General features: G+C 65.8%; 17 protein-coding genes. 8 read left to right on the top strand and 9 right to left on the bottom strand.

All coding sequences use genetic code 11. The features are described from left to right. The first annotated feature begins 191 nt into the window (after nucleotides 1-191). A complete protein-coding gene (locus tag ACVMDN_RS25685) occupies nucleotides 192-521 on the top strand; it encodes a hypothetical protein (protein ID WP_076824157.1) in 330 nt (109 codons plus the stop codon). Nucleotides 522-803: 282 nt separating this feature from the next. Here the strand turns inward: ACVMDN_RS25685 and ACVMDN_RS25680 are convergent, their stop codons facing one another. From ACVMDN_RS25680 to ACVMDN_RS25660, 5 genes are all read right to left on the bottom strand, one after another. Continuing rightward, on the bottom strand, nucleotides 804-1565 hold the full coding sequence (locus ACVMDN_RS25680) for an ABC transporter permease (RefSeq protein WP_076824160.1): 762 nt from the start codon (nucleotides 1563-1565) through the stop codon (nucleotides 804-806). After that, nucleotides 1562-2485 carry an ABC transporter ATP-binding protein gene (locus ACVMDN_RS25675; RefSeq protein WP_076824162.1) on the bottom strand — a complete coding sequence of 308 codons (924 nt, stop codon included), beginning with the start codon at nucleotides 2483-2485 and terminating at the stop codon, nucleotides 1562-1564. Before ACVMDN_RS25675 ends, ACVMDN_RS25680 begins: the two co-directional genes overlap by 4 nt. 447 nt (nucleotides 2486-2932) lie before the next feature. Then, nucleotides 2933-3625, bottom strand: a complete 693-nt coding sequence (locus ACVMDN_RS25670; protein ID WP_076824165.1) for an OmpA family protein — start codon at nucleotides 3623-3625, stop codon at nucleotides 2933-2935. Further along, nucleotides 3622-4035, bottom strand: a complete 414-nt coding sequence (locus ACVMDN_RS25665) for a hypothetical protein (protein WP_057015016.1) — start codon at nucleotides 4033-4035, stop codon at nucleotides 3622-3624. The genes ACVMDN_RS25670 and ACVMDN_RS25665 overlap by 4 nt, the downstream gene beginning before the upstream one ends. A 90-nt stretch (nucleotides 4036-4125) precedes the next feature. Then, nucleotides 4126-6717: an ATP-dependent helicase gene (locus ACVMDN_RS25660; protein WP_076824168.1), complete on the bottom strand. Its 2592-nt coding sequence runs from the start codon at nucleotides 6715-6717 to the stop codon at nucleotides 4126-4128. Nucleotides 6718-7009: 292 nt separating this feature from the next. Between ACVMDN_RS25660 and ACVMDN_RS25655 the strand changes: the two genes are divergently transcribed. Beyond that, nucleotides 7010-7183 (top strand): DUF1328 domain-containing protein, encoded by a 174-nt coding sequence (locus ACVMDN_RS25655; RefSeq protein WP_016846258.1) that lies wholly within the window; start codon nucleotides 7010-7012, stop codon nucleotides 7181-7183. Between the two features lie 42 nt (nucleotides 7184-7225). Here the strand turns inward: ACVMDN_RS25655 and ACVMDN_RS25650 are convergent, their stop codons facing one another. Continuing rightward, nucleotides 7226-7714 carry a thioesterase family protein gene (locus tag ACVMDN_RS25650; protein ID WP_028332516.1) on the bottom strand — a complete coding sequence of 163 codons (489 nt, stop codon included), beginning with the start codon at nucleotides 7712-7714 and terminating at the stop codon, nucleotides 7226-7228. 160 nt (nucleotides 7715-7874) lie between these two features. Between ACVMDN_RS25650 and ACVMDN_RS25645 the strand changes: the two genes are divergently transcribed. The 3 genes from ACVMDN_RS25645 to ACVMDN_RS25635 all read left to right on the top strand — a co-directional run bounded on the left by ACVMDN_RS25645 (nucleotide 7875) and on the right by ACVMDN_RS25635 (nucleotide 11432). Next, nucleotides 7875-9299, top strand: a complete 1425-nt coding sequence (locus tag ACVMDN_RS25645; protein WP_076824170.1) for an FAD-binding oxidoreductase — start codon at nucleotides 7875-7877, stop codon at nucleotides 9297-9299. 124 nt (nucleotides 9300-9423) lie between these two features. Next, entirely contained in the window at nucleotides 9424-10803 is a 1380-nt protein-coding gene (locus tag ACVMDN_RS25640) for a Spy/CpxP family protein refolding chaperone (RefSeq protein ID WP_076824172.1), read from the top strand. Between the two features lie 236 nt (nucleotides 10804-11039). Next, nucleotides 11040-11432 (top strand): hypothetical protein, encoded by a 393-nt coding sequence (locus tag ACVMDN_RS25635; protein WP_057015020.1) that lies wholly within the window; start codon nucleotides 11040-11042, stop codon nucleotides 11430-11432. A gap of 295 nt (nucleotides 11433-11727) precedes the next feature. Here ACVMDN_RS25635 and ACVMDN_RS25630 read toward each other — a convergent pair whose 3' ends face one another. The 3 genes from ACVMDN_RS25630 to ACVMDN_RS25620 form a co-directional block, all read right to left on the bottom strand. Next, nucleotides 11728-13416: a SulP family inorganic anion transporter gene (locus ACVMDN_RS25630; RefSeq protein WP_076824174.1), complete on the bottom strand. Its 1689-nt coding sequence runs from the start codon at nucleotides 13414-13416 to the stop codon at nucleotides 11728-11730. A 91-nt stretch (nucleotides 13417-13507) separates the two neighbouring features. Then, nucleotides 13508-14239: a cytochrome c biogenesis CcdA family protein gene (locus ACVMDN_RS25625; protein ID WP_016846251.1), complete on the bottom strand. Its 732-nt coding sequence runs from the start codon at nucleotides 14237-14239 to the stop codon at nucleotides 13508-13510. Nucleotides 14240-14684: 445 nt separating this feature from the next. Beyond that, complete coding sequence (locus ACVMDN_RS25620) at nucleotides 14685-15425, bottom strand: FadR/GntR family transcriptional regulator (RefSeq protein ID WP_076824242.1); 741 nt, start codon at nucleotides 15423-15425, stop codon at nucleotides 14685-14687. A 159-nt stretch (nucleotides 15426-15584) separates the two neighbouring features. Here ACVMDN_RS25620 and ACVMDN_RS25615 point away from each other — a divergent pair, with 159 nt between their 5' ends. Genes ACVMDN_RS25615 through ACVMDN_RS25605 form a run of 3 tightly spaced genes read left to right on the top strand, consistent with a single transcriptional unit; the run spans nucleotide 15585 to nucleotide 19478 of the window. Further along, complete coding sequence (locus ACVMDN_RS25615; protein WP_076824176.1) at nucleotides 15585-16616, top strand: TRAP transporter substrate-binding protein; 1032 nt, start codon at nucleotides 15585-15587, stop codon at nucleotides 16614-16616. Between the two features lie 9 nt (nucleotides 16617-16625). Continuing rightward, entirely contained in the window at nucleotides 16626-18482 is a 1857-nt protein-coding gene (locus ACVMDN_RS25610) for a TRAP transporter large permease (RefSeq protein WP_076824178.1), read from the top strand. 12 nt (nucleotides 18483-18494) lie between these two features. After that, nucleotides 18495-19478 carry an NAD(P)-dependent oxidoreductase gene (locus ACVMDN_RS25605; RefSeq protein ID WP_141341107.1) on the top strand — a complete coding sequence of 328 codons (984 nt, stop codon included), beginning with the start codon at nucleotides 18495-18497 and terminating at the stop codon, nucleotides 19476-19478. Nucleotides 19479-19536: the final 58 nt, after the last annotated feature.

The following is a 19536-nucleotide window of genomic DNA, read 5'->3' as shown; positions in this document are numbered from 1 at the left end:
GCCATGGTTAATCCCGCGCGCGGCGCAAACAAGGCCGGAGCCGGGCTTGCCTGTCACGGCGAGCTGACTTTTTCGCGAGCAGGCCGCGACCACGGCCCCAGTTGGCCTCCGACGCGCAACCATTTGGCCGCATGGGCGTTTAACAAATCCCCGCCCGGCGGCGCGTTCGCGCCGCGCATCAAGGAATCCAGATGAACAACACCAAGGTGAAGACCGCGGCCGTCGTCCCAGCCGGCCTCTCCGCGCCGCTCCTGCTTGCGGCCGCAGCCCTCGCTTTGACGCTGGTCGCAGTCCCCCACGCCGGCCATGCCCAAGGCATCGTCCGCGGCGCTCATGAGGGCGCCTATGAGGGCAACCGGGTCGCCGGCCCGGTGGGCGGCGTGGTTGGCGGCGCCGTCGGCGCCGGTGTCGGTGGCGCCATGGGCGCGGTCAAGGGCGTGTTCGGCATCCCGGATCGCGGTTACCGCCGTGGCCACCGCTGCCGCGGCTATTACCGCCACGGTCATTTCCACTGCTATTGATTGGGATTGTCATTCCGGGGCATGCGAAGCATGAACCCGGAATCTTGCGCCGCAGTTCGACAGACGCGTAGCCCGGATGGAGCGAAGCGAAATCCGGGTTCTGCAGGCTTGGCGATAGGGTCCCGATTGCGCTTCGCTCTATCCGGGCTACGGGCGAGCGTCATTCCGGGGCATGCGAAGCATGAACCCGGAATCTCGAAGTGACGGCGTGAGATTCCCCGATGCGCAATTGCGCATCTGAGGTTCGCGCTAAGGCGCGCCCCGGAATGACTCGCTTGCAAGTCAGTTCTTCAGCCGGTAGCCGGTCCTGAAGATCCACGCCACGATGGCGATGCAGGCCACGAGGAATCCCACGGTCATGCCGAGGCTCAGCGGCACGCTGACATCGGCGATCTCGTAGAAGCTCCAGCGGAAGCCGGAGATCAAATAGACCACGGGATTGAGCAGCGTAATGGTGCGCCAGCCCGACGGCAGCATGTTCACCGAATAGAAGCTGCCGCCGAGGAAGGTCAGCGGTGTCACCACCAGCATCGGGATCATCTGCAGCTTCTCGAAGCCATCGGCCCAGATGCCGATGATGAAGCCGAACAGGCTGAAGGTGACCGCCGTCAGCACCAGGAAGGTCAGCATCCACACCGGATGCTGGATATGCAAGGGTACGAAAAGCCCGGCCGTCGCCAGGATGATCAGGCCGAGGATGATCGACTTGGTGGCGGCGGCGCCGACATAGCCGATGACGATCTCGAAATAGGAGATCGGCGCCGACAGGATCTCGTAGATCGTGCCGACGAATTTCGGGAAGTAGATGCCGAACGAGGCGTTGGAGATGCTCTGAGTCAGCACCGACAGCATCACGAGCCCCGGCACGATGAAGGTGCCGTAGCTGACGCCCTCGACCTCGGTGATGCGCGAGCCGATCGCGGCGCCGAACACCACAAAGTACAGCGAGGTCGACACCACCGGCGAGACGATGCTCTGCAGCAGCGTGCGCCAGGTGCGCGCCATTTCGAACAGGTAGATGGCCCGGATTGCGCGGTAGTTCATGGCGCCCTCACGAGGCTGACGAAGATGTCTTCGAGGGAGCTTTGTTTGGTATCGAGGTCCGAGATGCGGATGCCGGCATTGCGGAGATCGTTGAGCAGGCTGGTGATGCCGGTGCGGTCGCCTTTGGTATCGTAGTCGTAGGTCACGGTGCGGCCGTCGTCGGACAATTCGAGATTGTAGGCAGACAGAACATCGGGAATGGCCTCGAGCTTGTTCTGCAACTGCAGGGTCAGCTCCTTCTTGCCGAGCTTCTGCATCAAGGTCGCCTTGTCCTCGATCAGGATGATCTCGCCCTTGTTGATGATGCCGATGCGGTCGGCCATCTCCTCGGCTTCCTCGATGTAGTGCGTGGTCAGGATAATGGTGACGCCGGAAGCCTGCAGCGTGCGGACCACCTCCCACATGCCCTTGCGCAATTCGACGTCGACGCCGGCGGTCGGCTCGTCGAGGAACAGGATCTGCGGCTCGTGCGACAGCGCCTTGGCGATCATCACGCGGCGCTTCATGCCGCCGGACAGCGTGATGATCTTGTCGTCCTTCTTGTCCCATAGCGACAGGTCGCGCAGCACCTTCTCGATATGGGCGGGGTTCTTCGGCTTGCCGAACAGGCCGCGGCTGAAGCTGACGGTCGCCCACACCGACTCGAACGCGTCGGTGTGCAGTTCCTGCGGAACCAGCCCAATCATCGACCGCGCCGCGCGATAGTCGGCGATGATGTCGTGCCCGCCGATCGTGATGCGGCCCTCGCTCGGATTGGCGATGCCGCAGATGATGCTGATCAGCGTGGTCTTGCCGGCGCCGTTCGGCCCGAGCAGCGCGAAGATCTCGCCTTTGACGATATCGAGATTGATGCCCTTCAGCGCCTTGAAGCCGGAGCCATAGGTTTTCGAAAGATTGGATACGGAGATGATCGGCGACATGGAGAGTCGGTGAGCGTGAGGGAGGGGGCGCGCGCGGATTGGGGCCCGGGCAGGCGCGTGATGCGGGTTCAGCCCAGATAGGAACGCACGGTCCGTTCTGCAATCGGTCGGCGAGGGAGAAATTTATTCTGCAGCGTGCACCGCTCCCGCTTGCGGGCAGGGCCATTGCATACGGCGCTTGCGGCCTCTGCAACTCACGTGTCCACGTATCGAGGCCGGGCTCGAACGAGGCTGATAGCCTGCCGCCTCAGGGGCGCACTACCAAAATATCGAAAACAACCCCATGCAAAGGAGCCGGCGGCCGGCGGCGCATATTGCAACTTGACCCGTCGGGCAAATCAGCGGTAATCTTCTATTATTCCGAAATCGTGGAGGCGCCGCTCGCCCCGGGGACATCGTATACGGGCGGGAGGGGACGCAGTTCCGACGCCCCGATATTCAATCCAATCAGTGCTTCTTGGCTGATTTCGCCGGCTTCTTGGCGGCGGCCGTCGGGGCAGGGTGCGCGGGCGGCGCGCTGTCGGCGACCTTCGCGACCAGCATGATCTGCACCTGGTTGTTGACCGGCGCGTTGGGTTTGGTCGGGTCGAGCAACTGCTCCTCGCCGAGCCCGACCGACTGCAAGCGCTTCGCGGTGATCTTGAAGGTGTTGACCAGGATGTCGCGGATCGCGTCGGCGCGCCGCTGGCTCAGCAGCACATTGTTCTCGCGTCGTCCGGTCGATTCGATGTGGCCGACGATCAGGAAGGTGTAGGGCAGCAGCGAGGAGTGCGTCAGCGCATCGGCGATCCGCCCGACCGTCTGATACGACTCCGGCAGCACGATCGGCGTGTCGACGTCGAACGCGATGTCGACGTTAAACGTCGGCAGCTTGGTCAGGTCGGGAGCGATCGGCGGCCGCTTCGAGGGCGGTGGCTCGTTCTTCGATCGCGACTTCGATCGTTCGGCCACCTGCTGGCGCAGCGCAGGGACATCGACCTCGGCATCTGTCTCAAAATGATTGAGCTTGGCGATGACGTCGTCGCGTGTGATGGCGGTCTGCGCCGGCGCTGGCGCAATCGACATCGCCAGCAAAGCCAGCGTGCCCAGCAGGGCCAAAAGGCCAGGATCGCGCAAGCCTCGCCTCGACAGCCGCATCATTGATACCCCGCGTCATTGATCGCCTGGGTGCAATTGCGGCTGAGGCCCTTGGCGCTGACGAGGCAGGGCACCGACTTGCTGGTCTCCTTGGTCGAGCCGCCGCAGACCTTGACGATCTCGCGGGTGCAGGCATTCGCAACGGTGACGCGCGCCGCGATCCGCTTCTGGATCGCATCGAGGGTGGAGAAGTAGCTCTCCTTGCACTGCGGCGAGATCACGTCGCGGTTGCGCGACAGGCATTCCTTGAGGCGGTTGGAGTCGAGATTGACGCCGCGGCAGTTCGCGGTGATGTCTGCGCCGCAGGCCTTGGCGAGCTGGGCTGCCGAATCGCCAAAGCTCATCGTCTCCGCGACCGCCAGCGACGGCGCGGTGAGCGCGATGACAAAAAGGAAAAACCTCCCCCGGACCATGGATCCATCTCAACCCATGAAATCAACTGGGGTCAAGGGCTACCAACAGAGAAGACCGCCAAAGAAGGTCGCCAAAGAAAGGTCGCTATGTCACACCCGTTGCACAAAGCTGTCGACCACCTTCTTCTCGCCGGCCTTTTCGAAGGCGATGGTCAGCTTGTTGCCGTCGATCTTCACCACATGGCCGTAGCCGAATTTCTGGTGAAATACCCGGTCGTCCAGCGAAAAATCCGACGTTGTGCCGGTGGACTTCGCCACCAGCTCGCCCTCGATCACGACAGGGCCGCGCTTGGTGCGATTGAAGCTTTCGGAGGAAAAGGAGGATTGCCGCTCCTCGAAGCCGCTGCCGCTACGGCCCCCGCCGCCGCGGTTGCGGTTGGCCTGGGCGCGCTGCCAGCCCGGGGTCGAATAGCTCGAGCCGAATGATTCGAGGTTGTCGAAGCGCGAGGCGCCATAGCCGCCGCTGCCGCCCCAGCCCGATCCGCCCTTGGATTCGGTGATTTCGACATTGTGCGCCGGCAGCTCGTCGAGGAAGCGCGAGGGGATCGTGGTCGACCAGGTGCCATGGATGCGGCGGTTGGTGGCGAAATAGATCTTGGCGCGGCGGCGCGCCCGGGTCAGCCCGACATGGGCGAGGCGGCGCTCCTCCTCGAGCCCGGCGCGGCCCTGTTCGTCCAGCGTGCGCTGGCTCGGAAACAGGCCTTCCTCCCAGCCCGGCAGGAACACGTTGTCGAATTCCAAGCCCTTGGCCGAATGCAGCGTCATCAGCGACACCGCCTCGTCGCCGGCCTCGCCGTCGCGGTCCATCACCAGCGAGATATGTTCGAGAAACCCTTGCAGGTTCTCGAATTCCTCCATCGAACGCACCAGCTCCTTGAGGTTCTCCAGCCGGCCCGCGGCATCAGCCGAGCGGTCCTTCTGCCACATCTCGGTGTAGCCGCTCTCGTCGAGCACGATCTCGGCGAGCTCGGTATGCGAGGTGACCTCGCGCTGGGCGCGCCAGCGGTCGAACTGCATGACGAGATCGCGCAAGGAGCCGCGCGCCTTCGGCTTCAGCTCGTCGGTCTCGACCACGGCGCGCGCCGCCTCGAACAGCGGAATGCGGCGCTTGCGGGCATGGTCATGCAGCAGCTGCACGGTGGCGTCGCCGAGCCCCCGTTTGGGCACGTTGACGATGCGCTCGAAGGCGAGATCGTCGGCGGGTGAATTGATGGTGCGCAAGTAGGCCAGCGCATCGCGGATTTCGGCGCGCTCATAGAAGCGCGGCCCGCCGATCACGCGGTAGGGCAGGCCGAGCGTGACGAAGCGGTCCTCGAACTCGCGCATCTGGAACGAGGCGCGCACCAGGATGGCGACGTCGTTGAGGTTTTCGCCCGCGCGCTGCAGTTCCTCGAGCTCCTCGCCGATCGCGCGCGCTTCCTCTTCCGAATCCCAGGAGCCGGTGACGGTGACCTTCTCGCCGTCGACATCCTCGGTGCGCAGCGTCTTGCCGAGGCGGCCTTCATTATGCGCGATCAGATGCGAGGCCGCGGCCAGGATGTGGCCGGTGGAGCGGTAGTTGCGCTCGAGGCGGATGACCTTGGCGCCGGGGAAATCGTGCTCGAAGCGCAGGATGTTGTCGACTTCGGCGCCGCGCCAGCCATAGATCGACTGGTCGTCGTCGCCGACGCAGCAGATGTTCTTGAGAACGGTCTGCTCCCTCTCCCCGTCCTTCACGGGGAGAGGGTCGGGGTGAGGGGCTCTATCCTCGAGCTCAGTCCGCGGAGAGTCCCCCTCACCCGGCGCGCCTTGCGCGCCGACCTCTCCCCGCAAGCGGGGCGAGGTGAGCTCGCCCGGGATCACCGCCGAGAGCGGCTGGCCCGGCCGCGACGGCGCCTGCGACAGCAGGCGCAGCCACAGATACTGCGCGACGTTGGTGTCCTGATATTCGTCGACCAGGATGAACTTGAAGCGGCTCTGGTACTGCCGCAGCACGTCCGGATTTTCGCGGAACAGCCGGATGTTCTCGAGCAGCAGGTCGCCGAAATCGGCCGCGTTGAGGATCTTCAGCCGCTCCTGATAGGTCGCGTAGATCTTGCCGCCCTTGCCGTTGCCGAACGAGGCCGCTTCGCCCGCCGGCACCTGCGACGGCGACAGGCCGCGGTTCTTCCAGCCGTCGATCAGGCCGGCCAGCATCCGCGCTGGCCAGCGCTTGTCGTCGATGTTCTCGGCCTGCAGCAATTGCTTCAGCAGCCGCACCTGGTCGTCGACGTCGAGCACCGTGAAGTTGGACTTGAGCTGCACCAGCTCGGCATGGATGCGCAGGATGCGGCCGCCGATCGAGTGGAAGGTGCCGAGCCACGGCATGCCCTCGACCGCCTGGCCGAGCATCTGGCCGAGCCGCAGCTTCATCTCGCGCGCCGCCTTGTTGGTGAAGGTCACCGACAGGATCTCATGCGGCCGCGCGCGGCCCTGGCTCAGGATATGCGCGATGCGCGTGGTCAGGACGCGTGTCTTGCCGGTGCCGGCGCCGGCAAGCACCAGCACCGGACCGTCGAGCGTCTCGACCGCCTCGCGCTGCTCCGGATTGAGGCCGTTCAGATATTGCGGACCGGCCGCCGCCCGCGCACGCGCGGCGATGCCGCCAGCCGCCGGCTGGTGCTCGGGAACGCCGTGATGGGGCAATTTGCTCGGCTCGGTCATTGGCGAATCGTCTCGGCCCCACGATGGCACCGCAGGATGGTGAAGGGGAGCCTTCTTAACAGGGATTGAAGGCCATATAGGGCCTGATCGGCCGTTTTGACAGGTTTTATCGCGATCGACAGGAACGCTTTGGCAGCAGCCCGCAGTCAATCGCGGTTCCGGAAATCGGCGAAAATTTCGCGGTTTCATGCTCAGGAACCAGCATTTCCCCGCCGGATTGTTTCAACAGGTGCGGCGCCGGGCAGAGGTTCGCGCCGAGCAACAACAGGGAAAACGAAGCGGAGTTTTGATCATGCTGAGCTGGGTCGTCACGTTCCTGGTCATCGCCCTGATCGCGGGCATTTTGGGCTTTGGCGGCATCGCCGGCGCCTCCGTCGAAATCGCCAAGGCGATCTTCTTCATCGCCGTCATCCTGTTTCTGGTGTCGGCGGTGGTCGGATTGGTACGCGGCCGCACAAGGGTCTAGCGAGGCCGCGAACCGGCGGCCGCTTCGCTTGAAAACGGCAAGTTATTTCGCCGAGGGCATCGCCACGTTGCGGCCGATGCCCTCGGGACGCGATACGCCCACATAGCTGTCCACGATCGCTTGCGCGCGGGCGCGGATATCGGGCGGAAACGGCGCTACCTTGCGCGCCTCCATGTCGATGTGCAGCGTGAGATTTTCCGAGGTCGCGGAGAGCCAGCCTTCGGTGGCATGGCGCAGCTCCTCGAACGTGTGCAGCCGCTTCTCGTCAGCGCCGAGCAGGTAGACCTGGACCTGCACGGGATCGCCGAGATGAATCTCGCGGAGATAGCGGACGTGGCACTCGGCGGTGAAGGTCGAGCAGTGCCGCGCCTTCATGTAGTCCGGCCCGATGCCGAGCTGCAGCCACATCTCGTCGATGGCGCGGTCGAACATCACGTTGTAGTAGGCCATGTTGAGATGGCCGTTGTAGTCGATCCATTGCGGCTCGATCTGCATCACCGAGGATCTGAACGGGGCCGATGGAAGCGGCATCTCGCTGGTGGCAGTCGCTGAAGTCATGATCCGTCCCCGGTTCGTTGGCGTTCGAGCATGAGCTTTTCTGTGACTCCGGCGTCCACTTTTTCAAGTCAGGCTCTCTTGACCCCTTATACAAGCTTTGCCACGGTCGGCTAAGGGTGGGAGGAAATTTGACGTGGCGACAACGATTTCGGGCTATGTGACGCGACCTGATCCGCAGGCCCTGAAGCGCGCGATCGACGCGCTGGCGGCGCGGTTCGGCAACCGGCTCGTCACGTCGCAGGCGGTGCGCGAGCAGCACGCCCATACCACCACATGGCTGCCGACCCAGCCGCCGGACGCCGTCGTGATGGCGCAGGAAACCGCTGACATCCAGGACGTGGTGCGGATTTGCGCCGCCAATCGCGTGCCGGTCATCGCCTTCGGCACCGGAACCTCGCTCGAGGGGCAGGTCAACGCGCCCGCGGGCGGCATCTGCATCGATCTGCGCGACATGAACAAGGTGCTCGAGGTCCATGCCGAGGACCTCGACTGCGTAATCCAGCCCGGCGTGACGCGGAAGGCGCTCAACGAGCATCTGCGCGACCAGGGCCTGTTCTTTCCGATCGATCCCGGCGCCGATGCCTCGCTCGGCGGCATGACCTCGACCCGTGCCTCTGGCACCAACGCGGTGCGCTACGGCACCATGCGCGAGAACGTGCTGGCGCTGAAGGTGGTGCGCGGCGACGGCGAGATCATCACGACAGGCACGCGCGCCAAGAAGTCGTCGGCCGGTTACGACCTGACGCATCTGTTCGTCGGCGCCGAGGGCACGCTCGGGATCATCTCCGAACTGACCATCCGCCTGCGCGGCATTCCCGACACCATCGCGGCGGCGGCCTGTTCGTTCGACACGGTGCGTGGCGCCTGCCAGGCCACGATCCTTGCGATCCAGACCGGCATTCCGGTCGCCCGGATCGAGCTGCTCAATGCCGCGCAGGTGAAAGCCTGCAACAGCTACTCAAAGCTGTCGCTGCCGGAGACGCCGCTGCTGCTGCTGGAATTCCACGGCAGCGAGGTCGAGGTTGCCGAGCAGTCGAAGAATTTCCGCGACATCGCCGCCGAATGCGGCGGCGGCGACTTCACCTGGACCACCAAGCCGGAAGACCGCACCAAGCTGTGGCAGGCCCGGCACGATGCTTACTGGTCCGTCAAGGCGCTGCGCCCCGGCGACAGCATCGGCGTTGTCGCCACCGACGTCTGCGTGCCGATCTCGCGGCTTGCCGACTGCGTCACCGAGACCGAGGAGGATCTGCAGCGGCTCAACCTGCTGTCGCCGATCGTCGGCCATGTCGGCGACGGCAACTTCCACTGCTCGCTGCTCTGCGACGTCAACGACAACGGCGAGATGGCGCGCGGCGAGGAGTTCATGCACCGCCTGGTCGAGCGCGCCCAGGCCATGGACGGCACCTGCACCGGCGAGCACGGCATCGGGCAGGGCAAGCAGAAGTACTTGCAGGCCGAACTCGGGCCGGAGGCGCTCGACGCGATGCGGGCGCTGAAGCAGGCCCTCGACCCGCAAAACATCTTCAATCCCGGAAAGATCGTCCCGGCCGCTTGAGGCGTCGTCACGCCGCGCAGCGTTCGCGAGCCCGCGCGCGGCGCGTGTCACGCGCGGAACTTTTCTGCCCGCCCGGCGTCTCTCTTGTGTTGCCGCGATATGTGCGGTGCGCGGAGGGAACGCCGTGATCGGACGGGCAATCGGAATTGCGGTCGTGGTGCTTGCGATGGCGCTGTCGGGCGATGCGATCGCTCGAGGCGGCGGCGGACACGGCGGCGGCCATGGCGGAGGACATGGTGGCGGCCATGGGCATGGTGGTGGCCATGGCCACGGTGGTGGCCATGGACGCGGCGGGCATGGCTTCGGCCACATGCATTTCGGCGGCGGCCATCATGGCGGGTTCGGCCGCTCGCACGCGATCTCGCGATCAGGCTTCGCCGGCCATGGCGCCTTCGCATCGCGCGGGGGTGGCAATTTCGGCCGGATGCGCAATGCCGCAATCGCACCAGGCCATATGCGCAATGCGTTCAGCTCGCTGTCGCGCAACGGCGCATTGCGCAACGGCCGGCTGTTGAGCAACCCGGCGGCGCGTGCGCAGATCGCCGCGGCCGCGGCGCTCGCCGGCTGGCACGGCGGGGCGGTGGCCAACGGCTGGTGGCAGCATCCCGGCGGCGGCTATGGCTGGGTCGGCCCGCTGTTCTGGCCGTTCGCGTACAACGACATCTACGACTACGCGATCTGGGGCGACGACATCGGATTCTGGGGCTACGGCTATCCGGACATCTATGCCGGCATCTTCGGGCCCTATGGGTATGACGATCTCAGGGCCTATCTGCCGGAGCGCCGGACGGGCCGCCGTTACCGCGGCGGTGGGCGCATCGAGCAGATGTGCGGCAATGACAGCCGTTCGGTCGCCGGCCTGCCGGTGGATCAGATCGCGGATACGGTGCAGCCGACCGAAGCGCAATCGGTGGCGCTCGGCGAGCTCGGCAACGCGTCGCTCGCGGCGGCCCAGGTGATTCGCGCGGCATGTCCCGCGCAGGTGGTGTTGACGGCCCCGAACCGCCTCGCCGCCATGCAGCAGCGGATCGAAGCGATGGTCACCGCGGTCGGAATCGTGAAGCCTCCGCTGGACAAATTCTACGGCCTGCTCGATGACGAGCAGAAAGCGCGGCTCAACGCGCTTGCCGAGAACCAGCGCAAGGAAGCCGCGGCGCGCGATCCGAACGCGACGGTCGCCCAGAGCTGCGGCGCCGCACAGCCGGCGATGCAGGAATGGCCGACCGGCGAGATCGAGGCGCGGCTGCAGCTCAGCGACGCCCAGCGCGGTGCGCTCCAGGCGCTGCAGGATGCCAGCGCCGACGCCGCGCGGAAGCTGAAGGCCGCGTGCCAGACCAATGAGGCGATGACCCCGCCCGCACGTCTTGCCTTCGTTGCCAGGCGGCTCGACGTCATGCTGCAGGCGGTCAAGGATGTCCGCGCCGCGCTCGAAAATTTCTACGCCACGCTCAGCGATGAGCAAAAGGCGCAGTTCGAGGCGATCGGGCCGAAACGATCGGCTTAGAGCCTCGGCGGTTCGCGTGAAAACGCGGCGAGCGAAATCCCCGCAGCCTCGGCCCTGACGCAATCAGAACCGAAACGGGCATTATTCCATGAGTTCGACATCAATTCGCGCGCGGATCGGCCGCGGGTGTGGCCGCCGGGCCATAGTGTGCACCTCTTGCTCGGCACCGAGTCGACTCTGCGGTTCACAGGTTGCGCCAAGGCCAGCTATGTTTGCCGTGCTTTCAAGGTGCGGCGATGTGGTGGTTCAGCAAGGACGAGCACAAGGATATCTGGGACGATCCCGTCGCGCACCCGCTCGGCGACATCGAAGCTGCGCAGCGGATCCGTGCGATCTGCCGCGATGCCGCCGGCTGTGCCGAGGCGGTCGGCTCGCCCGACAAGCGCTCAGCGAAGAAGCAGCAGATCGAGCGTGATCGCTACGAGCGTGCCGCCAAGGTCGCGATGGAGACCGCGATGAGGATCTCCGACGAGCTGGTGCGAGATTCCGCGGTGCGCGAGATCGTCGGTCTCTGCATGAGGGCCAACAACATCAAGACGGGGCGGGCGTTGCTGCGCGCCATCCACGCGGGCTCGATCAAGGCGGAGGTCCTGAGGGAGCATCCGACGCTCGAGGGTGAGCAGGCCTGAAGTCGTCCGGTAGCCCGGATGGAGCGTAAGCGAAATCCGGGACGGTTCATCAATGCGCGAGAAATCCCGGATCGCGCTTCGCTTCATCCGGGCTACTCAGCAATTTGTAGCTCCGTCATTGCGAGGAGCGATAGCGACGAGGCAATCCATGCTTCCGCATATGCCACACGATGGATTGCTTCGCTTTGCGCGCAATGACGGAGGATCGTGCGTAGCCCGCATGAGCGAAGCGATATGCGGGAACGGATTTCCCGGGTATCGCTTCGCTCATGCGGGCTACTGATCTCACCAACCTCTACGCCTGTCCGCCGAGCGTGCGGATCGCTTCGTCGACACTGTGGAAGACATGGTCCCGCGGCAACACCTCGTAGAGACCGAAGCGCTCGAACGCATCCTGCGCGCGCTCGGATTCGAGCCGCGCCACCGCCACCGTCACGCCGTCATCGCGGCATTCGCGAAACAGGTCGCGCAGCGCCTGCGCCGCCGTGAAATCGATCTCGATCATGCCGCTGGCCTCGATCACCAGCAGCCGCGGCTTGGGCGTCGCCCCGCCGATGGTCTTGAGCACGCCGCTGTGGAAGCTTTCCGCGTTGAGGAACGACAGCGGCGCCTGCAGGCCGACGACGGCAATGCCGGGCGTGCGCTCGCCTGTGACGTGCGGGCCCGTCGGCCACCAGATCGTGGTGCCGGGCACATGGACGAATTCGGCCAGCTGGCCGCGCGTCGTGGTCCAGATGCCGTGCAGCAGCGACAAGGCGATGCCGACGGCGACGCCTTGCTCGATCGGCAGCACGATGATCGCGGCTGCCGTCGCCACCACCAGCAGGAATTCATGGAACGACTGGCGGAAGATCGCGACGATCTGCGTGACGCGGATGATGCGCAGCGCCACGAACAGCAGCACGCCCCCGAGTGCCGCGTCGGGCACGTGCCGCAGCAGCGTCGCGCCGAACGCGAGCAGCGCGAGCACGATGGCCGCGGCAAACAGCCCCGAGAGCTGCGTGCGTCCGCCGGTCTCCGACACGATGCCGGTCCGCGGCGGGCTGGCGTTGACCGGAAAGGCGCCGAACAGCCCGGACAGCAGGCTGCCGGCACCGGCGCCGAGGAAGTCGCGATCGACGTCGGCCGGCTTGTCCGGATCGGACAGGAACGAGCGCGTCGTCGCCGCGGTCTGCACCATGACGACAACCGCGATCAGGATCGCCAGCGACAACAGCTTGATCCATCGCTCCGGCGCGATGTCCGGAAACGATGGCGTCGGCAGCGTCCCGGGCACGGTGCCGACCACCTTGACGCCCTTGCTTTCGAGATGGCCAGCGATCACGGCGACGGTGGCCACGACGAGGCCGATCAGCGCGCCCGGAATGCGTGCGCTGATCTTCTCCGATCCGGCGACCAGCGCCAGCACGCCGAGGCCGATCGCCAGCGTGTAGAAATTGGTTTGACCGATCTCCTCGGTGAGCACCCCGAGCTTGTAGAGCGTCGGCCCGTCCGGCGTGGTCAGGCCGAGCACGCCGGGTAATTGCGAGACCAGGATGTGGACCGAGATGCCGGCGAGGAAGCCGACCGTCACCGGGGTCGACAGTAAATTGGCGATCCAGCCGAGCTTGAACAGGCTGCCGGCGATCATGATCGCGCCGACCATCAGCGCCAGCGCCATCGCCAGTGCTTGATAGTCCGGCGAGCCGGCGGTCGCCATCAGCGCAAGGCCGCCGGCGAAGATCGGCGTGATCGTGGAGTCGGCGCCGCAGGACAGGAAGCGGTTGGCGCCGAACATCGCAAAGCCGAGCGAGCCGGCCATGAAGGCGAAGAAGCCGATCTGCGGCGAGAAGCCGCCGAGCCGCGCGGTCGCCATCTGCTCCGGGATCGCAATCGCGGCGAGCGTCAGCCCGGCGATCAGGTCACCCGGCAGGTCGCTTGGCCGGAACGACGTGAGCGAACGGAAGACCGGCCAGCTGGCGCGTGTCTGACGATCCTGGCCCATCGGTGCCCCGTGAGGATTGCGGCGATTCCCCGATAGTCCGACATCGCGCGGCCAAAAGCCAGCCGACGGCACCCTGCGTCGGCGTGAAGGCCTAGCCGATATTTTGCAGCGCCGGGAAGGTTTCCAGCAGCCAGACGCTGACGCTCGAGACTGCGCCGGTCAGGAAGCCGATGCCGGTGACCACCATCAGCACGCCCATCACCCGCTCGACGGTGTCGAGATGGCGCTTCATCCGCGCGAACAGCGAGGAGAACTGCTTGACCATGAAGGCCGCAAGCAGGAACGGGATGCCGAGCCCGGCGGAATAGACCGCGAGCAGGCCGGCGCCCTTCGTCACCGTGGCCTCCGCGGCCGCGATCGAGAGGATCGCGGCGAGGATCGGCCCGATGCATGGCGTCCAGCCGAAGGCGAAGGCCAGGCCCATGACGTAGGCGCCCCACAGCCCGACCGGCTTCGGCGCGGTCAGCCGCCCCTCGCGCATCAGCAGGCCGATCCGGGTCACGCCGAGGAAGTGCAGGCCCATGATGATGATGACGATGCCCGCCAGGATCGAGAGCTCGGCCGACCAGGCGCGCACCAGCCCGCCGACAAAGGAGGCGCTGGCGCCGAGCGCGACGAACACGGTGGAGAAGCCGAGCACGAACATCAGCGCCGCCGTCATCACCGCGCGCTTGGAAGCCGCGGTGGCGCCGTCCTGGTTGACCTGCTCGATGGTCGCGCCGGTCAAATAGATCAGATAGGGCGGCACCAGCGGCAGCACGCAGGGCGAGAGGAAGCTGACCAGACCGGCGATCAGGGCCGCCGGGATCGAGACGTCGTGCATCAATGAAACCTTCGCAGAATAGCGTTCCTGTCTTGGCGTCTATGCGGCCAACAATCCAGAAGTTTCGTCGTCGCAGCCTTCAACTATGGTCACAGGCCCGTGTGCGGGTCGACTCTCGTGGCAGGCGCGGAATGACGGTGAGGCGAGCACGCCGCGCGGCTCCCGCTCTCGCAAGGGGGAGGGAACCCTTCCGGCGGTGCCTCGTTCACGCGCCAATCACTGATGCGGATTTTTGACCTGCAAGCGGCACCACACATTCGCTGTCGTCCCGGCCTAATGCGCAATTGCACACGGGGGTCGGGACCCATAACCACCGCTGAGCTAGGTTGCGCGACGCTGGAACGACGAGTCCCACCGACAACATCGGCCGCGGCGTATGGGTTCCTGCTTTCGCCAGGACGACCATGTGGAAGCAGTGAGCGCATCACGACCGCAGTCACCAACATCATCGGCGCTTGGCTGGACGTGGCGTCTCGAACTCCCGGCCACGGATTCGCACCAGGTCGTCGGCGGAATTCGTCAGCAGCACGACCGTGGCTGTGCGCGCCGTCTCCGCATCTCCGGCGGCGATCGCGTCCAGCACCGCGCGGTGCTCGCGCAGCGCCCGCGGACGGTGCGAGCCCGGCGCTGCGATCGTAAAACTCTGGCGCAGCGTGATCTCGAACATCTGCGCGATCGGCCAGAAGAATTCGTTGCGGGTGGCGAAATAGATCGCCTGGTGGAACGTAATGTCGGCGGCGACGAACTCTTCGTTGCTCTCTGCAGCGTCCATGCCGTCGCATCCGGCGCGGATGCGGGCGACGTCGACCTCCTCGGCATGGGTCGCCGCGAGCGCTGCCGCGGCCGGCTCGACCGCGGCGCGCAGCTGGAACAGCTTGGCGAGGTAACGGTCGATCTCCGCGGTCTCGAGGTGCCAGCGCAGCACGTCGGGATCGAGCTGATTCCACTGCTCGGGCGGCCGAACCCGCGTGCCGCTCTTGGGCCGCGACTCGATCAGGCCCTTGCCGGTCAAGGTGCGGATCGCCTCGCGCACCACGGTGCGGCTGACGTCCATCATCTCGCAGATCCGGATTTCCGGCGGCAGCGTTTCGCCGACGCCGATCTCGCCGCGCACGATGCTGCTGCCGACGCGGTCGGTGACCTGACTATGCACGCTCCGACGCAACGCGTTGGATGTCTGGAACATCGAGGGCCTCGCTGCGGTTGCAGCCTGCGCCGCCGCCGAGCCGCGCCCTTGCACAACCGTATCCGTTTTGTCATACATTATGACAAATCGGCTGCCAAGCTCACGCCGTCAGGCGGGTGGCCAACACAATAAAGATCCGTCCCCGGGAGGAGCACCATCATGACGTCGAACCGCGTGAGCCGCCGCATTGTGCTGCAGTCGTCGGTCGCAGCGACCGCGTGGCTTGCCGCCGCGCCCGCCATCATCGGCCGCGCCGAGGCTGCGGTGATGAAAATGCGATGCTCGTCGTCGCTTCCGAACGATCCCAAATACGCCAATGGCCGCGTCTACTACGACAATCTGGTCAAGAGTCTGAAGGCGAACGGACTCGGCGAGCAGATCGAGGTCACCTTCTTCCCCGACAACCAGCTCGGTCAGGAGATCGACGTCATCAATTCGGTGAAGCTAGGGGTGATCGACCTGATGGTGTCGGGCTCGTCGATCTCGGCGAATCTCGTGCCGCTGGTCGGCACCTTCGACCTCGGTTACCTCTTCACCAGCTTTCAGCAGCAGACCAAGGCGTTCGACGCCGGCGCGGCGAAGCCGATCGAGGCTGCGCTGCTCAAGGGCGCCAGCATTCATATCATCGGCTGGGCCTATAATTTCGGCGCGCGCAGCGTGCTGGCGAAGAAGCCGGTGAAGACGCCGGAGGATCTCGCCGGCCTGAAAATCCGCACCTTGCCCAATCCGATCATCACCGAGTGCCTGCGGCTGATGGGCGCCGCCGCAACGCCGCTGGCGTTCGGCGAGATCTATACGGCGCTGCAGGCCGGCGTGCTCGACGGCCTTGAACACGATCCGCCGACCATCCTGGCGAGCAAGTTCTACGAGACCGCGAAGCACTATGCGCTGACCCAGCACATCTTCTCGCCGCTCGCGGTCTATTTCAGCGACACCAGCTTCAACCGCATGGCTTCCAAGCTGCGCGAAGGCTTTCTCGACGCGGCGAACAAGGCCGCGGTCGACACCCGCGCGCACGGCCTTGCGGTGGAAAAGGAGGCGCTGGCGGCGTTGGTGGAGAAGGGCGTCACCTTCGTCGAATGCGACAAGGAGGCATTCCGCAAGCGCGTGCTGCCGCAGACCGACAATTTCATCAAGACGCGGCCCGAGGCCAAGGCCGTCGTCGACCTGATCCGCGCCACCCAGGCCTGAGGTCGGCGCATGTCAGTCGCCGCAGTCGAGGCGAGAAGCAGCGCCGATCGGATCACGGCACCGCTGCTCGCCGTCAGCGACGCGATCGCCGCGCTCCTGCTTGCCGCCGATCTCGTGGTGGTCTGCGTCGCGGTGCTGGCCCGCTTCCTGTTCAACGCGCCGGTCGAATGGTCCGACGACGTCGCCCGCGGCCTGATGGTCGGGTCGAGCTTTTTCGGCGCGGCAAGCGCGCTCGCCCGCGCCGAAAATCTCGGCGTCGCCTTCTTCGTCAACATGCTGCCGCCGGGCGTGCGGCGGGTGGTCGACGCGGTCGGTGCGCTGCTTGTCACCATCATTGCCGGCTATGTCGCGTTCAACGCCGTCAAGATGGGCTGGCTGACCACCGGTCAGACCTCCGGCTCCGGCCTGCCGCTGGAATGGACGTTCTATCCGATGGGCGTCGGCGCGGCGTTCATGACGATCTTCGCGTTCGAGACGTTCTGTGGCCGGCCGTTGCGCGACATGACGGTGGCCATCGTCGCGACTGCCGTCATCGTGGGTCTCTATCTCGCCTGGGATGCATTCGCACCATCGTCCGTACCGTCATCGCAAACGTTGATGCTGATCGGCTTCTTCCTCACGCTGTTCGGCGGACTGCCGATCGGCTTTGCGCTGGCGCTGGCGGCGCTGATCTTCATCTGGGCCGAGGGCACGCTGCCCGGCGTGATCTTCGCCCAGCAGATGGCGCGCGGCATCGACAATTTCGTGCTGCTCGCGATCCCGTTCTTCATCCTGGTCGGCTACCTGATGGAAGCCAACGGCATGTCGGTCCGGCTGATCGAGCTGCTGCAGCGCGCGGTCGGACGGATGCGCGGCGGGCTCAACGTCGTCATGGTGATGTCGATGGTGCTGTTCTCCGGCATCTCGGGCTCCAAGATGGCCGACGTTGCCGCGGTCGGCTCGGTGTTGATCCCGGCGGCGCGCCGCTCGCGGCAGAACCCGGGCGGGGCGGTGGCGCTGCTCGCCGCCTCCGCGGTCATGGCGGAGACCATTCCGCCTTGCATCAACCTCATCATCCTCGGCTTCGTCGCCAACCTGTCGATCGGCGGACTGTTCGTGGCCGGCATGTTGCCGGCCGCGCTGATGGCGCTGGCGCTGATCGCGGTGTCGATCATCTTCGGCAAGCGTCCTGCCACGAACGTGGAAGCCGAGCCGCGCGCCGCGGTATCCGGGCTCTGGACCGGTGCGATCGCCTCGTTCGGGCTGATCTTCATGATCTTCTTCGGCTTCAAGAGCGGCTTTGCCACCGCGACCGAGATTTCCGCCTTCGCCGCGGTCTACGCCATCGCCGTCGGCAGCCTGCTGTTCCGCGAGCTCGGTGCGAGGAGTCTGGCGCATTGCTTCGTGCATGCGGCTGTTCGTTCGGGGCTGGTGCTGTTCATCGTCGCCGCGGCGCAGTCGCTGGCCTTCATCCTGACGCTGCAGCAGGTGCCGCATGCCGTCGGCGACCTCATGCTGGCGATCTCGGGCAGCCACGGCGTCTGGCTGTTCATGCTGCTGTCGATCCTGGTGCTGGTGGTGATGGGCTCGGTGCTCGAAGGCGCCGCGGCGCTGATCATTTTCGGCCCGCTGCTGCTGCCGGTTGCCGTCAAGCTCGGCATCGATCCGCTGCATTTCGGCGTCGTGCTTGTGATCGCGATGGGGCTCGGGCTCTTTGCTCCGCCACTCGGCCTTGGGCTCTACGGCGCCTGCCTGATCGGCAACGTGCCGATCGAGCAGACCATCAAGCCGATCGCGGGTTATCTCGGCCTGCTGTTGCTGTGCCTGCTGGTGATCGCCTTCGTGCCCGCCATCAGCACGGCCTTGCCGCATGCGCTCGGCTACTAGGGGGGTGGGATCGTGAAGGTGCTGCTTGCCCATACCCCGCAGATGCGCCGCGACTATTATGGCGAGCGCAGCCTGAACGGCCTGCGCGCGGTCGCCGACGTCAAGCTGCACGAGGGCGAGGACGCGCTCGATGCGGCGGCGCTGGTCGAGGCCGCGGCCGATGTCGACATCATCGTCGCCGACCGCATGACGCAGGGGCCGGGAGCGATTTTTCCGCAGCTGCCGAAGCTGCGCGCGTTCGTGCGCTGCGCGGTCGATATCCGCAACATCGACGTGGCTGCGGCCTCCGCCGCCGGCGTGCTGGTGACGCAGGCGAGCGCCGGCTTCGTCCAGTCGGTCGCCGAGCTCGCGCTCGGCTTCATGGTCGATCTGTCGCGCGGCGTCTCGCGCGCCACCGCGGATTATCACGCGGGCAGGGCGCCCGAGGTCGTGATGGGCCGCCAGCTTGCGGGAAGTACGATCGGCATCATCGGCTATGGCAGCATCGGGCGCTATCTTGCCGGGATCGCAAAAGTGCTCGGCATGAATGTGCTGGTCGCCGATCCCTTCGTGACGCCGGACGATGCGGCGATCGCGCATCTGCCGCTCGACGATCTGCTGGCGCGCGCCGACTACGTTGTCTGTCTCGCGATCGCCAACGCGCAGACCGAGAACCTGATCGGGCAGGCCGCGCTGGCGCGGATGCCGAAGCACGCATTTTTCATCAACCTTTCGCGCGGAAACCTCGTCGACGAGGCGGCGCTGTCGGCCGCGCTGCGCGATGGCCGCATTGCGGGTGCCGCGATGGATGTCGGCCGCGCGCCGGACCAGATGCCGACGCCCGAGCTTGCGAAGCTGCACAATGTGATCGCAACGCCGCATGTCGGCGGCCTGACGCCGCAGGCGATCGAGCATCAGTCGTCGGAGACGGTACGCCAGGTTGCGAAGATCGTTGCCGGCGAGATACCCGTCGGCGCGGTCAATGCCGGCTACTGGACGCGGCGGCCTCGGCCATGAAAGTTTGGCGAAGCCCAATGTCGTTCGCGGGGCTGGACAAGAGCTTCGCATCCGGCCC

The organism is Bradyrhizobium sp. USDA 4510, assembly GCF_054059095.1.
Note: the sequence above shows the minus strand (reverse complement) of the source record. Positions and strands in the feature narration are given on the sequence as shown.